Here is a 22,411-nt window from a genome sequence, read left to right as displayed (position 1 = left end):
AGCGGTTGATGTCAGTCGAACATATTCTGACATCAACCGCTGTTGACATCACATGATGTCAGACTTACTCTTCGTTCAGTTGTTCACGCACCAATCAGGAGGCGTCACACATGGTCGACATCGACCCACCCTCGGGGCCATCGGCCAGTGAAGAGGAAACTCCAACTCGCCGAACACGAGTCGTCGTCATCGGAGCCGGTTTCGGCGGCATCGGAACTGCCGTCCGCTTGAAGCAATCCGGAATCGACGACTTCGTCGTTCTCGAACGCGCTGCGGAACCCGGGGGGACCTGGCAGGTCAATACCTACCCCGGCGCACAGTGCGACATCCCCTCGATCCTGTATTCGTTCTCGTTCGCGCCCAATCCGAACTGGACGCGGCTGTATCCGCTGCAGCCGGAGATCTACGACTATCTCCGCGATTGTGTCCACCGCTTCGGACTCGCCGGTCATTTCCACTGCAACCAGGACGTGACAGAGGCATCGTGGGACGAGCATGCCCAGATCTGGCGGGTACACACCGCGGAAACCGTGTGGGAAGCACAGTTCCTCGTTGCGGCCACCGGCCCGTTCAGCGCCCCGGCCACTCCTGACCTCCCCGGAATCGAATCGTACCGTGGTCAGATGTTCCACACCGCAGACTGGAACCACGATCACGACCTTCGCGGCGAACGGATTGCAGTCGTCGGTACCGGCGCCTCAGCGGTGCAGATCATCCCCAGACTGCAACCGCTCGCAGACACGTTGACCGTGTTCCAGCGGACACCGACGTGGATTCTGCCGCACCCGGATCAGCCGATGACGGGATGGCCGAGCACCCTCTTCGAGCGGGTACCGCTCGTCCAACGACTCGCACGCAAGGGGCTCGACCTCCTTCAAGAAGCCCTGGTACCCGGATTCGTGTACAAGCCGTCACTGCTCGAAGGATTGGCCGCGCTCGGCCGAGCTCACCTTCGCCGGCAGGTACGCGACCGCGAACTTCGCGCAAAGCTGCTCCCCCACTACGCATTCGGATGCAAGCGTCCGACGTTCTCGAACACCTACTATCCTGCGCTGGCGTCATCCAATGTGGAGGTCGTGACGGACGGAATCGTCGAGGTACAGGAGCGGGGAGTACTCACTGCGGACGGCACTTTCCGCGAAGTCGACACCATAGTCATGGGTACCGGCTTTCGCATGGGAGACAACCCGTCGTTCGACATCATCCGAGGCAAGGACGGCCGTAGCCTCGCGCAAACGTGGAACGGCAGCGCCGAGGCCTTCCTCGGTACCACCATCAGCGGGTTTCCGAACTTCTTCATGATTCTCGGCCCCAATTCGGTGGTCTACACCTCACAGGTCGTCACGATCGAAGCGCAGGTCGAGTACATCGTGAGTTGCATTCTCCAAATGGACCAACGCGGTATCGGCAGCATCGACGTCCGCGCCGAGGTGCAGCGCGAGTTCGTGCGCGCGACCGATCGCCGACTCACCACCAGTGTGTGGAACGCAGGCGGGTGCAGTAGTTACTACCTCGTCGACGGTGGCCGCAACTACACCTTCTATCCCGGATTCAACCGATCCTTCCGTGCCAGGACCAAGCGGGCCGACCTCGCTCACTATTCGCACGTAGAACCCGTCTCGCCCACAGCACTCGCCACTGCTCGAGAAACCGTGAGGAGCCGATAATGCTCGGCATCAACGCCTTCCGAGGCACACCCGTCGTCGCACCGTCCGGCGCCCGCCGCTACACCGACGAGGCACATGCGATCGCTGCCCGCGACGTCGAATTCGACTGGGACGGTGTACCACTGCACTACGTGCCGAACGAACCGATGGTCACCCACGTCATCAACTTCATGCATCTCGTGTTACCGGAGGGAGAGCGGGCCATGTCCGCGACACTCGCCGAAGCACTCCCTCTCATCGAGGACACCCGCCTGCACGAGGAGGTGGTGGGGTTCGTCGGCCAGGAAGCAACACATGCGTCGTCTCACAAGGGTGCACGCGAACATCTTGCGGACCTCGGCATGGACATGAAACCGATGTCACGCCGGATGGACTGGCTCGTGGACAAGATACTGGGCGACAAAGGATTGACCGGAAAAGCCAAGCACGCCTGGCTCTGTGAACGTCTCGGCCTGTTTGCTGCCATGGAGCACTACACGGCAGTGGTCGGGGAATGGCTTCTCACCGATCCCGCGCTCGAAGATGCCGGTATGCACCCGATGATGCTCGACATGGTCAAGTGGCACGGCGCCGAGGAAGTCGAACACCGCAACGTGGCTTTCGACGCCTACATGTACGTGGACGGTAGCTATGCCAGACGCGTTCGCACGGCGCTGCTGGCCAGCTTCACGCTGTTCGTGTTGTTCATCGCCTCGATGAATTACCTTTTCCGACAGGACCCGTCGAAGGCGAAGGGACGCCTGTGGCCTCTGCAGCTGATCAGCGCCACTCGTCGCGGCCTGGTTCCCAACATGAAATTCCTGGTCACCGAGATCCCCCCGTATCTGCGGCCGAGCTTCCATCCGTCCCAGATCGGGGACATGGACGTCGCCATGCGTTACCTCGCTCGCTCACCTGCCGCCAATCGATCTTCCGAAGAGGGTGAAGGATGAACAAGACGACTGCCGACCGTCCTCACGACGCACCCGGCTTCACACCGACTCGGTCGTTGAGGTTTGCCGCGCAGGCTACGGGCGCATACCGTCGGATCTTTGCGTCGAGCCCTGCAGCGCAGATACTTTCGCGCCCCAGCCCGGTCCGCTACAGCGGGTTCGACATGACTCTGGAGGTGAAGTCCGTCCGGTTCGAATGCGACGACGTCCTGAGTGTCACCTTGGCCCCGAGGGAAGGCATCACCCTGCCGTCGTGGATTCCCGGCGCTCACCTCGACGTCTTTCTCCCCTCGGGAAGGCAACGACAGTATTCGCTGTGCGGCGACCCCGACGACTTGACCTCGTATCGGATCGCCGTCCGCAGGATCGACGAGGGTGGGGGCGGCTCGCGCGAGATCCACGAGTCACTGAAACCCGGAATGGTCGTGGACGTACGAGGGCCGCGGAATGCTTTTCCGTTCGTCGCTGCTCCGTCGTACCTCTTTGTCGCAGGCGGAATCGGGATCACCCCGCTACTTCCCATGGTGCAACGCTGCCACCGTCGCGGAATCCCCTGGCGATTGGACTATCTCGGGCGAACTCGCACAGCGATGCCCTTTCTGCACGAGATCGAAGAGTATTCCAGTGGTCGGGTAACCATCCGACCGGACGACGAATCCAGCCCGCCGGATGTCGAAACACTGGTCTCCGCTGCAAAGCCCGGCGCAGCGGTCTACACCTGCGGACCTGCCCCGCTGATGAACATGGTGCGTGCTGCAGCTTTCGCGGGCAACCCGACCGGATCGGTGCACAGTGAGCGTTTCTCCCCACTCCCGGTGATCGACGGCAACCAGTTCACGGTGCATCTGGCGCGCACCGGTCTCACCGTCGATGTAGGCGAATCCGAAAGCACTTTGGCTGCAATACGACGCGCACTGCCTGGAGTCGCGTATTCCTGCCAACAGGGCTTCTGCGGTACGTGCAAGGTCCGGGTGCTCTCTGGGTCCGTCGATCATCGAGACACCTTGCTCACCGAATCCGAACGTGCCGATTCGATGTTGACCTGTCGATCACGTTCCACCGGTGCATCTTTGGTGGTGGACCTGTGAGGGGAAGATTCTCTCTTGCGGCAGCCGACGCAGATTTCGTCCGATCCGCGCCGCTGGTGATCACTCACCGGATCGAATCCGAAGCAACGTGTGAAAGCTTGTGGCAGACGTTGACCTCGGACGGAGCGCTCGCGTCCTGGGCGCGCGGGATCACCGGCGCCGACTGGACCTCGGCCAGACCATTCGGCATCGGGACTACGCGAACTGTGCGGGCCGGCGCTTTTGCTGCACTGAACGAGAGATTCTTCCGCTGGGACGAGGTGCACCGAATGACGTTCTACGTGGAGTCTGCGTCACTTCCGGGTTTCCAGCGCTTCGCCGAAGATCTGGTCCTGGAACCGACTTCGGCTGGAAGCCGCCTCACCTGGACGTTCGCGGTGCAAGCGCAGCCGTGGTTCGCCCCGATTCTGGCTCTGTCCCGACCGATCCTCGAACGCGTCACTCGCAGCTGGGCCGACGGCGCCGTCCACCACACACTTCAAGGAACTCCACAATGACGGCGACCGAGATCGACACGACCACACAGGCGAACGACGACACCGTGACGCAGGCAGTGCGCGACGCGCGTGCTGCTTCCGCGTGGTGGGCAGAACTGACATTCGAGCAACGCGCTCGTCGCCTGGATCGGTGGCGAGGAATCATCGCGCGTCGAGCATCCGAACTCGCCGACGTCGTGCATCGGGACATGGGCAAGCCGCACCCCGACGCGATGCTCGAAATAGCCATGGCACTCGAACATCTCGCGTGGGCGTCGAAGAATGCCCGAAAGGTACTGGGCAGGCGCAGCGTCGGTTCCAGTCTGTTGACGATCAATCAGGCCGCCTCGGTGGAGTATCGGCCTCTCGGGGTGATCGGTGTGATCGGTCCGTGGAACTATCCGGTCTTCACTCCGCTCGGTTCGCTCTCGTTCGCCCTCGCTGCCGGCAACGCCGTGGTCTACAAGCCGAGTGAGTTCGCGCCGGCAGTCGGGCAATGGTTGGTCCGAGCGTTTGCCGAGGTCGTCCCTGAACATCCTGTGCTGCAAGTCGTCACGGGTGACGGTTCCGTCGGCGCGGCACTGTGCCTGGCCGGCGTCGACAAGATCGGGTTCACCGGATCCACCGCCACCGGCAAGAAAGTCATGGCGGCCTGCGCCGAGCCCCTCACCCCGGTGTTGATGGAATGCGGCGGCAAGGACGCGCTCATCCTTGATGCCGACGGAAATGTTGGTGCCGCCGCGGACGCTGCAGTGTGGGGTGCGTTGTCCAACTCCGGTCAGACCTGTCTGGGCGTCGAGCGTGTATACGTGCACGAACACGTCTTCGACGAGTTTCTGCACAAGACAACCACTTTGGCTGCCCGAGTTCATGCGGGGCCCGACATCGAAGACAAGATCGGTCCGATCACCATGCCCTCGCAGGTCGACGTCATCCGGCGCCACATCGAAGACGCGGTATCGCGGGGTGGGCGTGTCCTTCTCGGAGGGCTCGGCTCGATCTCCGGCCAGTATGTGCAACCGACCATCATGGTCGACGTACCCGAAGACAGCCTCGCCGTCACGGAGGAAACTTTCGGCCCGACCATGACGATCACCAAGGTCGCCTCGATGGACGAGGCGGTGAAATTGGTCAATGCGTCACCATACGCGTTGGGAGCAAGCGTGTTCGGCAAGGACGGAGCGGCTGTTGCCGATCGGCTCCGATCCGGAGGAGCGTCGGTGAACTCTTACGTGATGTATGCCGCGGTTCCCAACCTGCCACTGGGTGGGGTCGGAGCATCCGGTTTCGGGCGCGTTCACGGCCCAGATGGCCTGAAGGAGTTCACCTACGCTCGTTCGACGACTCGGCAACGATTCCGTTCGCCACTACCACTGACGACGTTTCGAAGGACCGCCCGAATCGACTGGCTGGTCAAAGTTCTCATCCGCGCGCTACACGGAAGGCACTGAAGCAATGACGGGACGCTTGTCCGCAATTGCGGGAACAGTCCGCGATCTGGGCATTCCACTGCCCGGACGCCGAATCGACTACGACGTCGCCGGCAAGGTCGTTCTGATCACCGGTGGAGGGGACGGTATCGGTGCGGCGCTGGCGCGCACTCTTCACCGACGTGGGGCGACGGTGGCGCTGGTCGACGTCAACCGGAATTCGCTGGCAGCAGCGGAGCGCGCATTCGAGTCACGGCGAGTCGTGACGGTGACGGCCGATGTCCGCGATCGGGACGGCATGACCGCAGCCGTGCAAACGATCATCGAGCAGCTGGGCAGAATCGACGTCGTGGTCGCCAACGCCGGAATCACCCCTCCCCCGGCAACGTTGCGCCAGATCGATCCCGACGCCTTCGATCGTGTGCTCGACGTCAATCTCACCGGCGTCTTCAACACCGTGCATCCGACCATCGACGAGGTGATCCGCAACAGTGGGCACATCGTCGTCGTGTCATCGGCGGCGTCGTTCGCCCCCGGTTTGGGCGGCGCTTCGTACATGATCAGCAAGGCGGGTGTCGAAGCACTCGGGCGGGCACTGCGTTTGGAAGTTGCCGGCTACGGCGCCACCGCCGGCGTCGCGTACTTCGGGATGGTCGACACACAACTTGCGCGGGCAACACTCGACGACGACGAAATCGGGCGCAAACTCGACGCTCGACTACCCGGCCCCCTCCGCCATCGGATCTCCCCTGACCGTGCCGCGACAGTGATCGCCGACGCGATCGCGCGTCGCGCCGGCCGGACCCTTGCACCGGCAGCCTGGGAACCCTGGGCGTGGGGACGCGGATTCGTCAACGTCCTGGCCGACGGCTATCTGGCCAGGGACAAACAGGCACACGACCTGATCCGCGAACTCGAAGACAGAACCACCGCTGCGGCCCCGACGAATGCATCAGCCCTGACAAAGGCATCCAGGAGAACATCATGACCACGTTGTGTGCAGCCTTCCAGCGAGTGTCGGCGGTAGCGCCCGACGCGGTGGCCCTGCGAGACATCGGCGATGCGCGAACACTGACGTGGCGCGAGTACGCCGAACAGGTACGCGAGGTTGCCGCGGGATTGGCCGGAATCGGCGTGGGACACGGCGATACGGTTGCCCTGATGATGAGTAACCGCATCGAGTTCTATCCGATCGACGTCGGTGCCCAACATCTCGGCGCGACGTCCTTCTCCATCTACAACACGTCGGCACCCGAAGCCATCCGTTACATCCTCGCCAATTCCGGTGCACGGGTTCTCGTCTGCGAAGACCGGTACGTGGATACGGTCCGCCGCTCGGGCGCCACACTCGAGACGATCGTCGTCGTCGACGCGCAATCGCATGTCCACCAGCCCCGCACCGTGACCCTGGAGCAGATGAAGAATTCTGCCGCATCAGATTTCGATTTCGACGGCACCTGGCGTGCGGTGAAACCGAACGACGTCGCCACGTTGATCTACACCTCCGGCACGACAGGCAACCCCAAGGGCGTCGAGACGACTCATGCGTGCCTGTTGTTCGAAACCAACGCCGTCAGCGCAGTCCTCCCAGTCGAATTCGGTGACCGCATCACGTCGTACATGCCGTCGGCGCACATCGCGGATCGACTCACCTGCCTGTACATGCAGATGGTGTTCGGCACCCAGATCACCGTCGTACCGGATCCCGGCCAGGTGGCTGCCGCGCTCCCCGATTGTCGCCCCACGATCTGGGGCAGCGTCCCCCGCGTGTGGGAAAAGCTGAAAGTTGCCGTCGAATCGGCCGTCGCCAACGAACCGGACGATGTGCGTCGGGCTGCGTTGAAGTGGGCACTCGACGTCGGCCGCACTCGTCTCGCACACCTGCGGGCCGGTGAATCCGTCCCCGTCGAACTGGAAGCGGAGTACTCCCGAGCCGATGCGATGGTTCTCTCCACTCTGCGTGCGAAACTCGGCTTTGCCGACCTGAAGTGGGCCATTTCCGGTGCAGCGCCGATTCCGCCGGACACCTTGGCGTTCTTTTCGTCCTTGGGAGTTCCGATCTCGGAGATCTGGGGAATGTCCGAGCTGACATGCATCGCGAGCACCGCGCCGGCCGAGCCGACCAAGCTCGGAACCGTCGGAAAGCTGCTCCCAGGCATGGAAATGCGCATCGAGGCGGACGGCGAGCTGCTGGTTCGAGGCCCGCTGGTCATGAAGGGGTACCGCGGCGAACCGGCGAAGACGGCCGAAGCGATAAGCGCAGACGGTTGGCTCTCGACCGGAGACATCGTCACGGCCGACGCAGACGGATACCTCACCGTGATCGATCGGAAGAAGGAGCTGATCATCAATGCGTCGGGAAAGAACATGTCACCCGCCGCCATCGAGACAGCGGTGAAGACGTCGTCGTCGTTGATCGGTGAGGTCGTGACGATCGGCGACGGACGGAAGTTCAACACCGCATTGATCACGCTCAGCGCCGATGCCGCGGTCGAGGCGGCGCGCGCACTGGGACTTGCGGTCGACGCCGCAGTACTCGCCGAGGACGCTCGGGTCGTCGACATCGTCGCAACTGCTGTCGCCGAGGGAAACTCGCGTCTGTCGAGGGCCGAGCAGATCAAGCGATTTCGCGTACTCACCACGTTCTGGGTACCTGGTGGCGACGAGCTGACACCGACGATGAAGCTCAGGCGCAAGCCGATAGCCGAGAAGTACGCGCCCGAAATCGCGTCACTCTATGCGGATTCGATTGCAGAGGACGTTTACGAGCCGGCGCCCTGCGCATAGATCAGTGTCTCGGTGGCCTTGACCACAAAAGTAGCGGCCGATCCCGGAACCAGATCGAGCTCGGCCGCTGCGCTCGCCGTGATGTCGGCAGACAAGCCCGGCTGGCCCGCGTCGTCCTCGGCTCGGACTCTGACGACATCGCCTCGGTTTTCGATCTCCGCGATCGTTACTGCAAATGCGTTTCGGGGGCTGCCGTGCGGCGGATCCAGGTAGACCGAAACTGCTCGCGGTTCGAAGACCGCCACGGCGGCACTGCCCGCCGGTAGGTCGGTCTCCGTCCGGCCCGCAATATCCACCCCGGTCGGACTTCTGAGTACTCCGTCTCCGGTCATCGTGCCGCTACGCAAATTGATCCCGGCGATGCGTGCGGCGAAGGCACTACGCGGGCGGGTCAGAACCGTTCGTACGTCACCACGTTCGACGACCCGGCCACCGTCCACGACGACGACCGTGTCGGCCAGCGCCAGTGCGTCCAGAGCGTCGTGCGTGACGAGCACGGCCGTACGATCCCCGGTCCGGAGCACTCGGCGCAGCAACGACCGCAGCGCGGGAGCAGAGGCGACATCGAGCGCGGACATCGGTTCGTCGAGTAGAAGCAGTTCGGGTTCAGCAGCCAATGCCCTCGCCACTGCGACCCGTTGCGCTTGGCCGCCGGACAGCTGTGAAGGCCTGCGGTCAGCCAAATCGCCGGCGTCGACTGCGTCCAGCCAATGGCGGGCAGACTCGGCGGAATCGCGACGCGACCGCCCTGCACTGCGCGGCGCGAACGCCACGTTCGCAGCCGCACTGAGATGGGGAAAGAGAAGTGCCTCTTGCGCGAGTAGAGCAGTGCCGCGCCGATGCGGCGCCAACGCGACTCCCCTACCGGTATCGGTGAGAACACGGGAATTGAGTTCGATCAACCCACGCCGCGGATGATGTAGTCCGGCAACCGCCGCCAGTACCGTCGACTTACCTGCGCCGTTCGGTCCGAGGATGGCGGTCACCTCACCGGCCGCGACGTCGAACGCCGCGACGACATCGCGCTCCGGAATCTCGATGTCGACGTGGAGGCCACTCATAACGAACCCGCCGATCCGCGTCCACGCACCGCAACCACGATCACCACCGCGACCACGACCAGCACCAGCGAAAGCGCCACCGCTGCATCAGGATCGGTCTCACGCTGGAGATAGATTTCCAGGGGCAGAGTACGCGTGACCCCTTGCAGACTTCCCGCGAACGTCAGCGTTGCACCGAACTCCCCCAAAGCGCGCGCGAAAGCCAGCACTGCCCCTGACACCAGACCGGGAAGCACCAGCGGCAGAGTCACCCGACGAAGCACCGTGGTGGGGCGGGCTCCGAGCGTCGAGGCTACGGCCTCGTATCGCGTTCCCGCAGTGCGTAACGCACCTTCGAGACTGACGACGAGGAACGGCAGCGCCACAAACGTCTGCGCCAGAACCACCGCGGTTGTCGAGAATGCTATCTGGATGCCGAGCACTTCCAACTGCTCACCGATCAACCCTTTGCGGCCGAACGTGTACAGCAAAGCGATACCGCCCACCACGGGCGGCAGAACCAGCGGGAGCAGAATCAACGATCGAAGAACTGACAGTCCCCGAAAGCGGCTGCGTGCCAACACCGCCGCCATCGGTACCCCGAACAGAATGCACAACAGCGTGCTCATCGCCGCTGTCTTCAAACTCAGTTTCAGCGCGGCAACCGACGATTCGGAAGTCACGAGTTCCCAGAACTGCGACCACTGCACGGTGGCAAGCATCGCGGCCAAGGGAGCGATGACAAACGCCCCGCCGATCAGCGCGGGGAGGTAAATCCATACCGGCAGCCCGAGCGGGGCGCGGACTGCCGGTCGTAGGCGTGTCACGGAGCAGCGAATCCCGCGTCACTCAGAACTGCCAGGCCCTTGGGCCCCTTCACAAGGTCGACGAACTTCGTTGCCGTTTCCGAATTCTTCGAATCCTTCAGCACCACGATCTGGTACAGGTTGACCACCGTGGTGGCTTCCGGGAACGCTACGGTCTGCACCTTGTCGCCGGCGGACTTCGCGTCGGTGACGTAGACGATGCCGGCATCGGCCTGCCCGGACGTCACCTTGTTGAGAACGTCCGTCACCGAGGATTCCTCACTGACGGGCGAGAGGGTCTCACCGGTGGCCGTCTCGACCTTCTTCGTAGCCGCACCACAAGGGACCTGCGGAGCGCAGATCACCAGTTGCGTCCCGTCCTTCGTCAGGTCGGCGAAGGACGCGATGCCCTTCGGGTTGCCGGGCGGCACAACGATCGTCAAGGTATTGCTCGCGAAGTCCGACGGCGACCCCGCGACGACGCCGGCATCGGTGGCCTTGGTCATGTTGGCGGCATCGGCCGAGGCGAACACGTCAGCCGGTGCACCCTGCGTGATCTGGGCGACGAGATCCGATGACCCGGCAAAGCTGAAAGTGACCTTGGAACCGGGGTTCTCGGACTCGAACTCAGTACCGAGTTCGGTGAAGCTGTTCTTCAGTGACGCCGCCGCGAAGACGGTGATGCTTCCCGTGGCACTCTCGCTCGAGCTTGTTGTGGTCGGAGCAGCCGACGACGTCTCCGACGACGAATTGTCGGAGGAACTACAACCAGTCACCAGGGCAAGCGAAAAAGCGCCTGCTGCAACAAGTCCGACTACACGCTTCACGGATTTCCTCCAGTATGTTCAGTACTACGGTGTTTGCAGAGTTGCCAGGTTTTCAGAGTTACGGCGTTTCAGGGTTACGGCGTTTCAGGGTTACGGCGTTTCGACGATGACCGTGGTGGCCTTCACGATTGCGACGCCGATACTCCCGACCTCGAGTCCGAGCTCCCGAACCGCGTCGGTACTCATCAACGAGACGACGGTGAAGGGCCCGCACTGCATTTCGACCTGTGCCATCACCTTGTCGGTGACGACCTTGGTGACGAGACCGGCAAACCGGTTGCGGGCCGAACTCGCGCCCGTCAGCGGATCGGCCGGAGCGGGTCCGGCGTTGGACCGGGCGAAGCCCGCCAACTCGGCGCCGTCGATGACCTTGCGGCCGGAGTCGTCCGTCGTCGCGGTGAGAAGCCCACCGTCGACCCACCGTCGAACGGTGTCGTCACTGACACCGAGCAGACCGGCAGCTTCGCGGATTCGAATGTTGGGCACCAGGTGATCGTAGGTCGCAAGTGCGGACCTAACAAGCCGAAATACTCCGCAGATGCGTGAACTAGTCAATCCTGATCACGTATCTGCGGAGCATTGTCGATAGTTGCCGTAGACGGGTCAGCGCATCATTCTTCGGCCCAGGGCACGCGACAGGAGTCGGTGCTGAACCCTTGCTCGGTGATCCCCAATGCCGAATACATCCGGGCGCGCATGTTTTCGAGCCCGATCTGATAGGTCAGTTCCACGACGCCCGCCCGCCCGAACCTGCGCTCGAGATCCGCGACCTGCTCGTCCGTCACTCCGTTCTCCCCGTGGGGGTCACCGGTCATGGCATCGGCGTAGGCGATCGCGGCCCGCTCGTCCTCGCTGTACTTCGGTGAATCGCGGTAATTCGCGATCCCTTTCAGCTTGTCGATGTCCAAACCGTCCAGGCGCGAGAGCATCGTCCCGAAGTCGACACACCACGAGCAGCCGACGGTCCAGGCGACGCGATAGACGGCCAGTTCACGAATGTTCGACGGCAGCACCTTCGACGCCTTCTGCACGGCCATCTCGTGACGGGCAGCGGCGACGAACAGTTTGCGGTGGTTGGCCAGGACGGCGAAGGGCTCGGGAACTTCGTCGTATTGCCTGGCGGCGAATTTGTATGCTACTTTGATCAACGGACTGGCTTCTGACGGTGTCACTGCGGGAATGCGAGTCATGGCAAGCCTCCGTTTGTTCTGGGGCACCGGATTCGATGCTCTCTACAGAGTTGGACGACGGCGGCGATTCAAACGTGACAAGCGCCGCGCCCGAGCGGATGTGAGGATGCGGTCTCAGCCGACTAAGCTGCAAAGATGCCTTCGACGCCCCGCAACCGCACCGTCTCGCGTCTGCAGCCGTTCGCATCCACGATCTTCGCCGAGATGACAGCGTTGGCCACCCTTCACGACGCGGTCAACCTCGGTCAGGGCTTTCCGGATACCGACGGTCCTGCGGCCATGCTCGAAGTAGCGCGGCGAGCCATCGCCGAGGGCGTCAACCAATACCCACCCGGCACGGGCATGCCCGTGCTGCGGCAGGCCATTGCCGAGGATCGGCGCGTCCGCTACGGACTCGACAGTGACCCCGACTCCGAAGTTCTGGTCACCGTCGGCGCCACCGAGGCGATCAGTGCTGCGATTCTCGGACTGGTCGAACCCGGCGAAGAAGTAGTGCTGATCGAGCCGTACTACGACTCCTATGCAGCATCTGTCGCATTGGCAGGCGCTGTGCGTCGCACAGTTCCGTTGGTAGCCGCGGGAGACGGATTCGCGGTCGATCTCGATGCATTGCGCGGTGCGATCACCGCCAAGACGAAGATGTTGATCGTCAACAGTCCTCACAACCCCACCGGCACCGTGTTCACCGATCACGAACTTCGAGCGATCGCCGAACTCGCGTGCGAACGCGACCTGATCGTGTTGAGTGACGAGGTCTACGAGCACTTGGTCTTCGACGGCCTCACCCACACACCGATGGCGTCGCTCCCGGGCATGCGTGAGCGCACCGTCACGGTGTCCAGTGCCGCAAAGACTTTCAATGTCACCGGCTGGAAAACCGGCTGGGCGATCGGCCCCCGCGAACTCATCGACGGTGTTCGCGCAGCCAAGCAGTTCATGTCGTTTGTCGCCGGTGCACCATTTCAACCTGCCGTTGCGTATGCGCTGACCAACGAACAACCGTGGGTGGTCGAGCTTCGGCAGAGCCTGCAAGGCAAACGGGACGTACTCGGCAAAGCACTGACCGAAGCCGGTTTCACCGTGCATTCCGGCGGTGGCACGTACTTCCTTCTCGCAGACATCAGGCCGTTGGGTGAGACCGACGCGGGAGATTTCTGCCGCGAGCTTCCCGAGCGTATCGGCGTCGCAGCCGTACCGGTCGACGTGTTCGCGGACAACCGCGACGATTGGAAGCACCTGGTGCGCTTCGCCTTCTGCAAACAGGATCACATTCTGTCCGAAGCAGCGCGCCGTCTCCACCTGCTCCAAGGAGCAGCACACCCATGACAGCGCGGACAATCCCAGCCGCATTCGTCCACCGCTACCTCGCGTTCTCGCCGGACAATCACGTCGATTTGTCGGGTGCACTGCGAACTGCCGGGATCGACCTCGAGACTTTGTCCGACCCTCGCGCCCGACTCACCCCGACACAGGTCACCACCTTCATCCAATCCACTTGGCAGATCACCGACGACGAATTGTTCGGCCTCGGATCAGCTCCGGTCCCCCGCGGCACTTTCCGATTGATCTGCCTGACGCTGATCCACTGCCCAGATCTCGGATCGGCCTTCGATCGAATGTCCGACGTGATCCGCGCACTGCCGGCGCTCGCCCCACTGTCGATCGAGAAGGGCGAGGAAAGCACTCGGGTGAGTTTTGCCGTCCGAGCTCGCGAAGGTATCGCCGAACCTGATGTAGCAGAACGTGTTACCACCGATTTCGTCCTGATATTGCTGCACCGCTTTTCCGCGTGGCTGATCGGGAAACGCGTCCGCCTGCGGGCCGTCGAATTTCCTTACTCGGCACCGGATGCGCGGTTGGCGCAAGACTACGACTACATCTTCGGAGCACCCGTCACCTTCGGCGCGCAGCGAGCGGCACTGGAGTTCGACAACTCGGCAATGCGTGCACCGATCATCCAAACCGAGGAGACATTGGAGGAGTACCTCCGAGAATCTCCGATTCAGCTCATGTCCGAACGCGATTACGACAGCACTGCGTCGGCGCAGGTGCGACGGGTCCTGGAACTCGGGGTGAAGGGTCGAACCTCCACCGCCGAGGAGATCGCCGAGATGCTCTCGATCAGTGTTCCCCACCTGCGTCGACTACTGCGGCGCGACGGAACATCACTGAATCAGCTGCGCGAGGAAGTACTCCGCGACGTAGCCATCGCCGGTCTGCGACGCGGAGAATCCGTCGAAGTACTCTCGGCGCGATTGGGATTCTCCGAACCCAGCGCCTTCCGTCGGGCCTTCAAACGATGGACCGGCGACACTCCGAGTTCGTACCGCTAGCTGACACAGAACTCGTTTCCCTCGGGATCGGTCATCGTGATCCACACACTCGGCCCCTGTGCTCCTCGATGCAGGATCGTCGCTCCGACCTTCTCGAGTTGCGCTGCGACATCCTCGCGCTTGTCCCCCACTCGTATGTCGAAATGGAGTCGGTTCTTCACCGTCTTCGATTCCGGAACCAGTTGGAAGAGAACGCGGGGACGTTCAGGATGCTCCGGATCGCTGATGGCCGCGCCTTCGCGCCAGACGAGGACTCCCTCGAAGGTCGTGGTGTCGGATTCCTTGGCGTGACCAGCGGCAACGAGGCCCCTGATGAAGTCTTCGTCGCTAGGCTCCGCTGCCCACCCGAGTGCTGCGGCCCACCACTTCGCTTGTTCGTGCGGGTGCGCCGAATCTACTGTGACTTGAAATTCGTATCCCATGTTCCGACGTTAACGCCGACCACCGACACGTGGCGCAGGTTCGGGTGAGCCCGGGCGTCAGTCGACGCTCTTGATGGTCTTCATGGTGATCAGCGACGTCACCCTCGAGACAGCCGGAAGCCCGCTGAGCTTGGTGACCATGAAGTTCTCGTACGTCGCGAGATCCTTCACCGCGACGCGGATGAAATAGTCGGGAATTCCGAACAGTCGCCGACACTCGATCACTTCGTCGAACGCCGCGACCTGGGATTCGAAGTCTTCGATGGTGGCCTGGTCATTGACTCCGATCTCGGCGGTGACGATCACCTGAAATCCTCGACCGAGCGCTTCCTGACTGACGATCGCCCGGTATCCGGTGATGATTCCGTCGGCTTCGAGCTTTTTCACGCGGCGCAGGCAAGGCGAGGGCGTCAGACCCACCAGATCGGCCAATTCGGTGTTGGTCAAACTAGAGTCCTGACGAAGGTGAAACAAAATTGCGTCATCCATGGCATCCATCGCACTATTATTGCGCACTGTTCACTATGTGGGCATTATGAGCAATCGATCACCTCGATCTTTGTTATAGATTTGCGTCGTGATCGAACCAGCATCGTCGACGGCCGCAACTGCCGTCGAACTCCCGCCGCGAACTCCGGCGTGGCGGCACGCCTTCCAGCTGTCGCTGCCGGTCGGATTCGGCCTGCTCCCACTCGGGATCGCACTCGGCGTTCTTGTGGTCCAACAGGGCCTCAGTCCTTGGTGGGCAGTCGCTTTCACCTCGCTGATCTACGCAGGATCGCTGGAGTTTCTCGCCGTCGGAATGGTCGCGGCCATGACACCACTGCCGTACGTCGCGCTGACCGCACTGCTGGTCAACTTTCGACATGTCTTCTACGCCTTGAGTTTTCCGCTGGAAAAGATTCGAAATCCCTTCGCTCGCTTCTACAGCATGTTCGCACTGACCGACGAGGCCTACGCGATGTCGGTGACTGCCGATCCCCGGGCGCTCACCGGTCGCACCATCGTCTACTCGCAGCTGTACCTGCACGCCTACTGGATCGGTGGTGCGGTTCTGGGCGCGACTGCAGGGCAGTGGATTCCGGACTCGATCGTCGGTCTCGACTTCGCCCTGACCGCGCTGTTCGTCGTCCTCTCGATCGAAGCGATTCGTGCACAGAACGGATTCGCGGTGCCGGTCGCCGCGGTCACCTGCGCTCTGGTCGCCCGGCTAGCAGCGCCGGAGCACATGCTGCCAATTGCGATGGGCGCCTTCGTGCTCTTCCTGATCGGCCGCTTCGTCTACGACTCACGAAAGGCGAAGATCGATGCCTGACACCTCGTACATCTTTGCCGCCGTCGCCGTCATGGCCGTGGTCACCTTCGCGCTGCGGGCGATACCGTTTGCCGCGCTCATGCCACTGCGCTCCTCCGCCTTGGTCGGCTACCTCGGCATCTACATGCCGGCAGGCATCATGTTGATCCTCGTCATGTATTCGCTCAAAGGGGTGTCGATCACCGCCCCTTCTCACGGCCTACCCGAACTGATTGCAGTGTGCGCCACGATCGCCGCGCACCTGTGGCGAAAGAATGCCGTCCTGAGCATCGTCGTCGGAACGACGATCTACGTCGCGCTGGTCAACACCGTGTTCGCCTGAGCATTTCCCATCGACGAGCAAAATATCTTTACTCCCGAATGGGCAATTTGTAACCTCCAGGCGCTTATCTGAACAGTTGAACACTTATACGATTTCAGTAGTGTGGCCGCCGGCCGCGACTGAAAGATCGGTGAGGTTCGATGTCCACGACAATGACCACGACGGGCACTCGAATCGCCGGTGCCTGGCACAGTCTGGATCGAGGCCAGCGTCGAAGCATCATCGGGATGACCGTCACCGTCGTTGCACTCAACGTCGTCGGGTGGGCAGTTCTTCTCGGTCTGGTCGTGCCCGGCCACTACACGATCGAAGGCAGTGTCTTCGGCATCGGACTCGGTGTCACGGCGTACACGCTCGGCATGCGCCATGCGTTCGACGCCGATCACATCGCCGCTATCGACAACACCACTCGGAAGTTGGTGGCGGACGGCAAGAAACCGATGTCCGTCGGGTTCTGGTTTTCGCTCGGACATTCGACCATCGTCTTCGTTCTCGTCGCCCTGTTGGCTTTGGGTGTGCGGCAACTGGCCACCAGCCTTTCCGACGACAACTCCGATCTGGAGAAGTGGACCGGCTTGTTCGGCACCACCATTTCCGGCACGTTCCTGATCTTGATCGGAATCCTGAACCTCGTCTCTCTCATCGGGATTCATCGGGTGTACACCAAGTACAAGGCCGGAACCTTTGACGAGGAACAACTCGAAAAGGAACTCGACAACCGCGGTGCCCTGAACAAGATCCTCGGCCCGGTCATGAAGATGGTCCGCAAGCCCTGGCACATGTACCCGGTCGGCCTACTGTTCGGATTGGGATTCGACACCGTCACCGAAGTCGGACTTCTGGTGATCGCCGGCGGCGCGGCGGCGACGGGGCTCCCGTGGTATTCGATCCTCGTCCTACCGATACTCTTCTGCGCCGGGATGTCGCTTTTCGACTCCATCGACGGATCGTTCATGAACTTCGCCTACGGTTGGGCGTTTGCCCAACCGGTGCGAAAGATCTACTACAACATGGTGATCACGGGGCTCTCGGTGGCAGTAGCCCTGTTGATCGGGACCCAGGAAATCATCTCGATCTTCACCGACAAACTCGACATCCACGACGGCGTTCTCGGCGCAATCGGAAACCTGGATCTCGGCGCAATGGGCTTCATCATCGTCGGACTCTTTGTCGCCACCTGGCTGATTGCTCTACTCGTGTGGCGGTACGGCCGCATCGAGGAACGGTGGCAGGCGCAGTCCGGTGTAGCAGTAGCACGACGAGCGGCAGCGGACGAAGCGATGTGAGTCCGACTCGGTCTACGCGGGAATCATGGGCCACCCGAAAGCGAATAGCTGATGTACGTCTCGCCCCATTTCAGGTACGCACTCGACGTCGCCTGGCCGCGGATCTGGTCGTTCTGCCACTGGTAGACAGCGCGCCACGGAAATACGGAACTCACTCGTTCCAAGGTGTACTGCTCACTGTGGCCTTGCGCGTATCGCTCTTCGATATCTTGACGAGTGTGCGGCGGGAAATTGCTGATCAGATAGGTCCGTCCGAGAGACTCTATGCGTCCCGGCGGCGCAAAGACATCAGCGCTGCGATAAGTGAAGGCCAAATACAGATAGGCCGCCACCACAATCGTTGCCAGCGCTAACACGCCAATCTTGAATGCACGTCGGAGCGGGGTCGGCATGGCTCACAGTACAACGGGCGGAATTGCCCCCTGGTCGATCAACCGAAATGGGCAGAGGTCGCAGACTCGACTGCCCACGTGATTCGCAATCCAATTCACTTGTCGGGCATGTTCAGCGGCTTACACTTACTTATCGGAAGGCGCATCCTGCGGAGTTGGTGAGATGCAATAGTGGAGCCTGCATGGCCGGGTCCGCACCCCACCGAATTCCTGCGGCCCAACCCGCCGTCGGGCGAGAGCGGTGAAATCGTCGGCAACCAAGCTGCGGCTACGTACTCAGCCTCGCTCGACAACCCCGCCGCACTGTGGAATGTCGGTGGCACGGTGGAGTGGCTGGTTGTCGATCCGCTTCGGTGAATACGCGAGCAGGGCCGTAGAGCACCGTGGCTCGGCGTCATTGCTGGGCGTCACGCACAAGCAGCGCGGCTTGCACGCGGTTTGTGGTCTGCAACGCGGCCAAGATGCGACTGACGTGAGCTTTGACCGTGCTCTCCCGCATACCGAGCTCCTGCGCAATCTCTGCGTTGGTATCCCCGCGAGCGAGGAGGTCGAGGACGTCCCGTTCGCGGGGCGTCAAAGACTCGATGCGTTGGCGGGCATTTGTTGCCGCCTTCGTATCGGTGCGGTGGTAGCGGTCGATAAGTCGCCTGGCGGCGTTGGGGTGCAAGATGGCCGATCCCGCAGCCACAGTGTGGACCGCGCGCACTATTTCGCCGGGAGCAGCGTCCTTGAGCAGGAACCCATCGGCGCCCGCAGCCACTGCTTCGTAGACGTATTCGTCGAGATCGAAGGTGGTCAGAGTGATAATTTTCGGCGGATGCGGCAGAGCGCGGAGCCTCGAGATCGCCGCGATGCCGTCCATTCTCGGCATACGGATATCGACCAACGCAACGTCGATCCGGTGAGCGGTAGCCTTCTCGATTGCTTCGATGCCGTCGGATGCTTGCGCAGCGACCTCGATGTCGGGGTCGTCGACAAGTAAGTCCGTGAGGCCGAGTCGAACAAGTGCGTCGTCGTCGACGATCATTACGCGGATCATTTTTCCTGCCAATCTTGTTCGACCGGATGGGGGTGTGGAATTCGAGCTGAGACTCGCCACCCGCCTTCGTCGGTGGGGCCCGCTTCGAATTCACCTACCAGCGCGAGCACTCGCTCACGGAGTCCGACCAATCCGTAGCCGGAGGGGGCTGCATCCGAGGATGCCGACCCGAGCGTGTTGTCGACCGACACGGTAGTCACAGGTGGTCCGTAGGCGAGGCGGACGGTGACCGAACCGCCTACCGCATGTTTACGCGCATTGGTCATCGACTCCAAGACGATGCGCTGTACAGCGAGCTGATGGGCGACAGGGGCGTCAGCTGAGGTGCCATCGACTACGAGCGTGACATCTTGCCCGGCCGCGCGTGCTTGTTCGGTCAGGTCGTCGACATCTACGAGAACCGGTCGAGTCGGCAGATCTTCAGGGGATTCGTGAAGGGCCCCGAGAAGGTCTCGCAGATCGGACAATGCTTGCGTGGATGCGTTGCGTAACAGAGTAAGTCGATCACCGATCGGAGCGGGGAGGGTCGCCGATTTGGCCTCGAGAACACCGGAGTGCAGAGCGATGATGCTCAGACGATGCGCGAGAACGTCGTGCATCTCCGCTGCGATCCGGGCCCGTTCCTTGGCGCGCGCCCGGTCCTCCCCCAGACTCCGTTCGTGCTTGAGACGCGCGACTTCGTCGTTGAGCACCGCGATCCTTTTCCGGCGGTGTCCGACCCACATTCCCGCCAGCATCGGCAACGCGAGAATGATGATCATCGCGGATATCTCGATTGCCTGTGGAGTGGCCTGAGCAGGCGCGAATGCTGTCACCGCGATCGCGATTGCACTGAAGAGCAGGGCGATGTTCGTGCGCCGCTGGACTGTAAGATCGAACAAGACCAACGCCAGCAGCGGCAGAAGAACCCAGCCGAAAATGCCGGTTGCAGCCGTAATCACCACTGGGGCGACGTACCAGGGGACTCTCTGCCAAGCGATCAATGCCCCGGCAACTGCCGCGACGACGATCCCGGGAACCCGATATCCGCTGTCGAGAGATGACGCACAGTTCTGGATAGCGGTCGCGGTGAACACCGCGACGATGACGAGACGCCCCGTTGCACGGACGGTCGAGTTCTCAGCCCAGGTCATGCCAATGACAGTAGTTGTCACAGCTCCCGATTGACCCCGACGATGGGAGCCCACGACCCCCGACTTTCGTCGGGGTATACCGTCGTCGATCGGCCGATTCTCCTGCTCACCGATATTCGTAGCGTCGAATCCGTGAATGACAAACCCCGCTCCACTCGATCTGTCCGCCCCGGAGTCAATTCTTCCGCCATGTTCCTACGCGAGGCGTTCGACGGTTTCCGCGACGTCGGCGCCGTCGCTCCGAGCAGCATCTCACTTGCCCGGGCGATGACTGCACCGGTTACCCGATTCGACGGTCCGCGCACTGTCCTCGAGGTCGGAGCAGGGACGGGCCCGATCACAACGGCGCTGCTCGACCGGCTCTCGCCGACCGACAGACTCGATGTCGTCGAAACGAATCCGCGCTTCGCAGCTCGATTGCGCGAGCTCACTCGCGACGCCCATAGATTCGGTGGGCCGCGCACGCATGTCCACGAATCACGAATTGAATTGATGAAAAATGACATTCGCTACGACGCGATCGTTTCCGGACTACCGTTCACCAATTTTGCGCCTGGCACGGTGAGGGACATTCTCACGCGCTACGACGAACTTCTCACAGGTGGAGGGTGTTTGACGTACTTCGCCTACCGGGGCACTCGTCGACTGCGTTCGGTGACCGCTGCACGGGAATCAGTGCGTCGCCACCGCCAGGTCGAGGAGCTTCTCACCGAATACCGACAACGATTCACCGTGGACTGCAAGACAATCTGGGCGAACCTTCCGCCCGCCCTGGTGTGGGAACTGTCTCGTGAAGTCCTACCGAACCCCGCCCCGACTGATCCCCAGGTGAACGCGTGATCGATCTGGTTGGGCTGCTGGGACATGTACCCGCTTATGGTGCCTACGCGCTGGTCGGCACTGCGGTCCTGGCCGAGTCCGTTCTTCTTGTCGGCGCTCTTGTCCCCACGTTCACACTTCTGGTGACAGGTGGCGCAATGGCCCGGTACGGGCACGTCAATCTGGCGGTTCTCATCGCAATCGCCGCCATGGCAGTCGTGGTCGGTGACTTCCTCGCCCACCGCACCGGGCGCTCGCTTCACCGGCGTCCCTTCAGCGAGAGGCTCTTTCGCCGCGTCCCCACTCGGTTACTGCGACGAGCCGAGGCACTGATCCTTCGACACGGCGGCCCTGCTGTGTTGGCAAGTCGATTCATCCCGGTCGTGCGAACACTGACTCCCCACCTCGTCGGGATGTCTGATCTGTCGTACCGCAAGATGGCTCCGTACAGCACGGTCGGTGCCCTCGTGTGGGCGACAGCCGAGACAACCCTCGGGTACATGACCGCCGCATCACTCCATCAGATCACGACGTTCGGGGCCCCGTTTCTTGTCGCAATTGCCGCACTGACGGCCGCCGCGGTGGTCGGAGCAAGATGGGTGATCCTTCGCAGCAGATCGAGAGCGCGGGTGTTACCTGGTTGGTCCCGTGCGTACTCTTGCGGAAGCACCTTCTGCGAGCGCTCGGCGCAGGCTGGGCGCCACCGCATGCAGGAGGACATCGATCATTCGGATCGCAGACGACGTGATGTGAGTTCAGTTCCGCGACAACGCTGCACAGAACTCTCCGGGTTGGTCGACATGCAACCGCAACCCATCGATCAGAGTGGAGCCAGATCCCTTCGACAGCCGTTTCGGGAGCGTGACCGAGACGGGTCGGTCGAAGCCGACGTCCACGACAGTGCCGTCGGGCCCCGGTAGAACCAGGCAGTCGTCGACAATCGCATTTGCCGTCTCACCGAATCTTCGGACCATGCTCACCCGCGAAATCCGTGATCGGTCCACCTCGACGCGTATACCTGCGCCTGATCGAAACACCGCTGTTCGAGGTGACACGAGATGCGGGCGCACGACACGTCCGGCAAGCCACCCACCGATCGCGATCAGC

General features: G+C 62.2%; 25 protein-coding genes. 15 read left to right on the top strand and 10 right to left on the bottom strand.

Annotated elements, in window-relative coordinates:
* Window positions 1-110 precede the first annotated feature (110 nt).
* The 7 genes from G8767_RS03325 to fadD11 are packed head-to-tail and all read left to right on the top strand — an operon-like array spanning window position 111 to window position 8,380.
* Window positions 111-1,667 (top strand): NAD(P)/FAD-dependent oxidoreductase, encoded by a 1,557-nt coding sequence (locus G8767_RS03325; RefSeq protein ID WP_166809330.1) that lies wholly within the window; start codon window positions 111-113, stop codon window positions 1,665-1,667.
* The gene (locus G8767_RS03320; protein WP_166809329.1) at window positions 1,667-2,599 is read left to right on the top strand and encodes a metal-dependent hydrolase; all 933 of its coding nucleotides are present in this window, start codon (window positions 1,667-1,669) and stop codon (window positions 2,597-2,599) included. The genes G8767_RS03325 and G8767_RS03320 overlap by 1 nt, the downstream gene beginning before the upstream one ends.
* Window positions 2,596-3,687: a PDR/VanB family oxidoreductase gene (locus tag G8767_RS03315; protein ID WP_166809328.1), complete on the top strand. Its 1,092-nt coding sequence runs from the start codon at window positions 2,596-2,598 to the stop codon at window positions 3,685-3,687. The genes G8767_RS03320 and G8767_RS03315 overlap by 4 nt, the downstream gene beginning before the upstream one ends.
* The gene (locus G8767_RS03310) at window positions 3,684-4,184 is read left to right on the top strand and encodes an SRPBCC family protein (RefSeq protein ID WP_166809327.1); all 501 of its coding nucleotides are present in this window, start codon (window positions 3,684-3,686) and stop codon (window positions 4,182-4,184) included. The genes G8767_RS03315 and G8767_RS03310 overlap by 4 nt, the downstream gene beginning before the upstream one ends.
* The gene (locus G8767_RS03305) at window positions 4,181-5,614 is read left to right on the top strand and encodes an aldehyde dehydrogenase family protein (RefSeq protein WP_166809326.1); all 1,434 of its coding nucleotides are present in this window, start codon (window positions 4,181-4,183) and stop codon (window positions 5,612-5,614) included. Before G8767_RS03310 ends, G8767_RS03305 begins: the two co-directional genes overlap by 4 nt.
* A 4-nt stretch (window positions 5,615-5,618) precedes the next feature.
* Window positions 5,619-6,581 carry an SDR family oxidoreductase gene (locus tag G8767_RS03300; RefSeq protein ID WP_166809325.1) on the top strand — a complete coding sequence of 321 codons (963 nt, stop codon included), beginning with the start codon at window positions 5,619-5,621 and terminating at the stop codon, window positions 6,579-6,581.
* Window positions 6,578-8,380: a fatty acid--CoA ligase FadD11 gene (fadD11, locus tag G8767_RS03295; protein WP_166809324.1), complete on the top strand. Its 1,803-nt coding sequence runs from the start codon at window positions 6,578-6,580 to the stop codon at window positions 8,378-8,380. Before G8767_RS03300 ends, fadD11 begins: the two co-directional genes overlap by 4 nt.
* Here fadD11 and G8767_RS03290 read toward each other — a convergent pair.
* The 5 genes from G8767_RS03290 to G8767_RS03270 all read right to left on the bottom strand — a co-directional run bounded on the left by G8767_RS03290 (window position 8,356) and on the right by G8767_RS03270 (window position 12,243).
* Window positions 8,356-9,441, bottom strand: a complete 1,086-nt coding sequence (locus G8767_RS03290) for an ATP-binding cassette domain-containing protein (protein WP_166809323.1) — start codon at window positions 9,439-9,441, stop codon at window positions 8,356-8,358. The two genes, fadD11 and G8767_RS03290, sit on opposite strands and share 25 nt — an antisense overlap.
* Window positions 9,438-10,247 (bottom strand): ABC transporter permease, encoded by an 810-nt coding sequence (locus G8767_RS03285; protein ID WP_095968803.1) that lies wholly within the window; start codon window positions 10,245-10,247, stop codon window positions 9,438-9,440. The genes G8767_RS03290 and G8767_RS03285 overlap by 4 nt, the downstream gene beginning before the upstream one ends.
* The gene (gene modA, locus G8767_RS03280; protein WP_166809322.1) at window positions 10,244-11,053 is read right to left on the bottom strand and encodes a molybdate ABC transporter substrate-binding protein; all 810 of its coding nucleotides are present in this window, start codon (window positions 11,051-11,053) and stop codon (window positions 10,244-10,246) included. Before modA ends, G8767_RS03285 begins: the two co-directional genes overlap by 4 nt.
* A gap of 90 nt (window positions 11,054-11,143) precedes the next feature.
* Window positions 11,144-11,539 (bottom strand): TOBE domain-containing protein, encoded by a 396-nt coding sequence (locus tag G8767_RS03275; protein WP_003940157.1) that lies wholly within the window; start codon window positions 11,537-11,539, stop codon window positions 11,144-11,146.
* Window positions 11,540-11,664: 125 nt separating this feature from the next.
* Window positions 11,665-12,243 carry a carboxymuconolactone decarboxylase family protein gene (locus G8767_RS03270; protein WP_020908828.1) on the bottom strand — a complete coding sequence of 193 codons (579 nt, stop codon included), beginning with the start codon at window positions 12,241-12,243 and terminating at the stop codon, window positions 11,665-11,667.
* A gap of 135 nt (window positions 12,244-12,378) precedes the next feature.
* Here G8767_RS03270 and G8767_RS03265 point away from each other — a divergent pair, with 135 nt between their 5' ends.
* Entirely contained in the window at window positions 12,379-13,569 is a 1,191-nt protein-coding gene (locus tag G8767_RS03265) for a pyridoxal phosphate-dependent aminotransferase (RefSeq protein WP_166809321.1), read from the top strand.
* Window positions 13,566-14,576: an AraC family transcriptional regulator gene (locus tag G8767_RS03260; protein ID WP_166809320.1), complete on the top strand. Its 1,011-nt coding sequence runs from the start codon at window positions 13,566-13,568 to the stop codon at window positions 14,574-14,576. Before G8767_RS03265 ends, G8767_RS03260 begins: the two co-directional genes overlap by 4 nt.
* On the opposite strand, the gene G8767_RS03255 is transcribed toward G8767_RS03260, so the two are convergent.
* Together G8767_RS03255 and G8767_RS03250 are read right to left on the bottom strand one after the other, a co-directional pair.
* The gene (locus tag G8767_RS03255) at window positions 14,573-14,998 is read right to left on the bottom strand and encodes a VOC family protein (RefSeq protein ID WP_095968800.1); all 426 of its coding nucleotides are present in this window, start codon (window positions 14,996-14,998) and stop codon (window positions 14,573-14,575) included. The genes G8767_RS03260 and G8767_RS03255 overlap by 4 nt on opposite strands.
* Window positions 14,999-15,055: 57 nt before the next feature.
* A complete protein-coding gene (locus G8767_RS03250; RefSeq protein ID WP_020970517.1) occupies window positions 15,056-15,496 on the bottom strand; it encodes an Lrp/AsnC family transcriptional regulator in 441 nt (146 codons plus the stop codon).
* A gap of 79 nt (window positions 15,497-15,575) precedes the next feature.
* On the opposite strand from G8767_RS03250, the gene G8767_RS03245 reads away from it, so the two are divergent.
* The 3 genes from G8767_RS03245 (at window position 15,576) to G8767_RS03235 (ending at window position 17,921) form a co-directional block, all read left to right on the top strand.
* Window positions 15,576-16,313, top strand: coding sequence for an AzlC family ABC transporter permease (locus G8767_RS03245; RefSeq protein WP_166809319.1), 738 nt, complete (start codon window positions 15,576-15,578; stop codon window positions 16,311-16,313).
* A complete protein-coding gene (locus G8767_RS03240; RefSeq protein WP_095968798.1) occupies window positions 16,306-16,635 on the top strand; it encodes an AzlD domain-containing protein in 330 nt (109 codons plus the stop codon). The genes G8767_RS03245 and G8767_RS03240 overlap by 8 nt, the downstream gene beginning before the upstream one ends.
* Before the next feature lie 140 nt (window positions 16,636-16,775).
* On the top strand, window positions 16,776-17,921 hold the full coding sequence (locus G8767_RS03235; RefSeq protein WP_166809318.1) for a HoxN/HupN/NixA family nickel/cobalt transporter: 1,146 nt from the start codon (window positions 16,776-16,778) through the stop codon (window positions 17,919-17,921).
* A 23-nt stretch (window positions 17,922-17,944) separates the two neighbouring features.
* Here the strand turns inward: G8767_RS03235 and G8767_RS03230 are convergent, their stop codons facing one another.
* Window positions 17,945-18,313 (bottom strand): hypothetical protein, encoded by a 369-nt coding sequence (locus tag G8767_RS03230; RefSeq protein ID WP_166809317.1) that lies wholly within the window; start codon window positions 18,311-18,313, stop codon window positions 17,945-17,947.
* A gap of 171 nt (window positions 18,314-18,484) precedes the next feature.
* On the opposite strand from G8767_RS03230, the gene G8767_RS03225 reads away from it, so the two are divergent.
* Window positions 18,485-18,670, top strand: a complete 186-nt coding sequence (locus G8767_RS03225) for a hypothetical protein (protein WP_240951824.1) — start codon at window positions 18,485-18,487, stop codon at window positions 18,668-18,670.
* 37 nt (window positions 18,671-18,707) lie between these two features.
* Here the strand turns inward: G8767_RS03225 and G8767_RS03220 are convergent, their stop codons facing one another.
* Complete coding sequence (locus G8767_RS03220) at window positions 18,708-19,352, bottom strand: response regulator transcription factor (protein ID WP_029536917.1); 645 nt, start codon at window positions 19,350-19,352, stop codon at window positions 18,708-18,710.
* On the bottom strand, window positions 19,349-20,485 hold the full coding sequence (locus tag G8767_RS03215) for a histidine kinase (RefSeq protein ID WP_166809316.1): 1,137 nt from the start codon (window positions 20,483-20,485) through the stop codon (window positions 19,349-19,351). The genes G8767_RS03220 and G8767_RS03215 overlap by 4 nt, the downstream gene beginning before the upstream one ends.
* A gap of 132 nt (window positions 20,486-20,617) precedes the next feature.
* Between G8767_RS03215 and G8767_RS03210 the strand changes: the two genes are divergently transcribed.
* Window positions 20,618-21,325, top strand: coding sequence for a methyltransferase domain-containing protein (locus tag G8767_RS03210; protein ID WP_234036860.1), 708 nt, complete (start codon window positions 20,618-20,620; stop codon window positions 21,323-21,325).
* Window positions 21,322-22,224, top strand: a complete 903-nt coding sequence (locus G8767_RS35515) for a DedA family protein (protein ID WP_206028807.1) — start codon at window positions 21,322-21,324, stop codon at window positions 22,222-22,224. Before G8767_RS03210 ends, G8767_RS35515 begins: the two co-directional genes overlap by 4 nt.
* Window positions 22,225-22,411: the final 187 nt, after the last annotated feature.

This window comes from Rhodococcus sp. IC4_135 (assembly GCF_011602025.1).
GTDB classification, from domain to species: Bacteria; Actinomycetota; Actinomycetes; order Mycobacteriales; family Mycobacteriaceae; genus Rhodococcus_F; species Rhodococcus_F baikonurensis.
The sequence above is the reverse complement of the archived record's forward strand: the minus strand, read 5'-3'. Positions and strand labels throughout refer to the sequence as shown.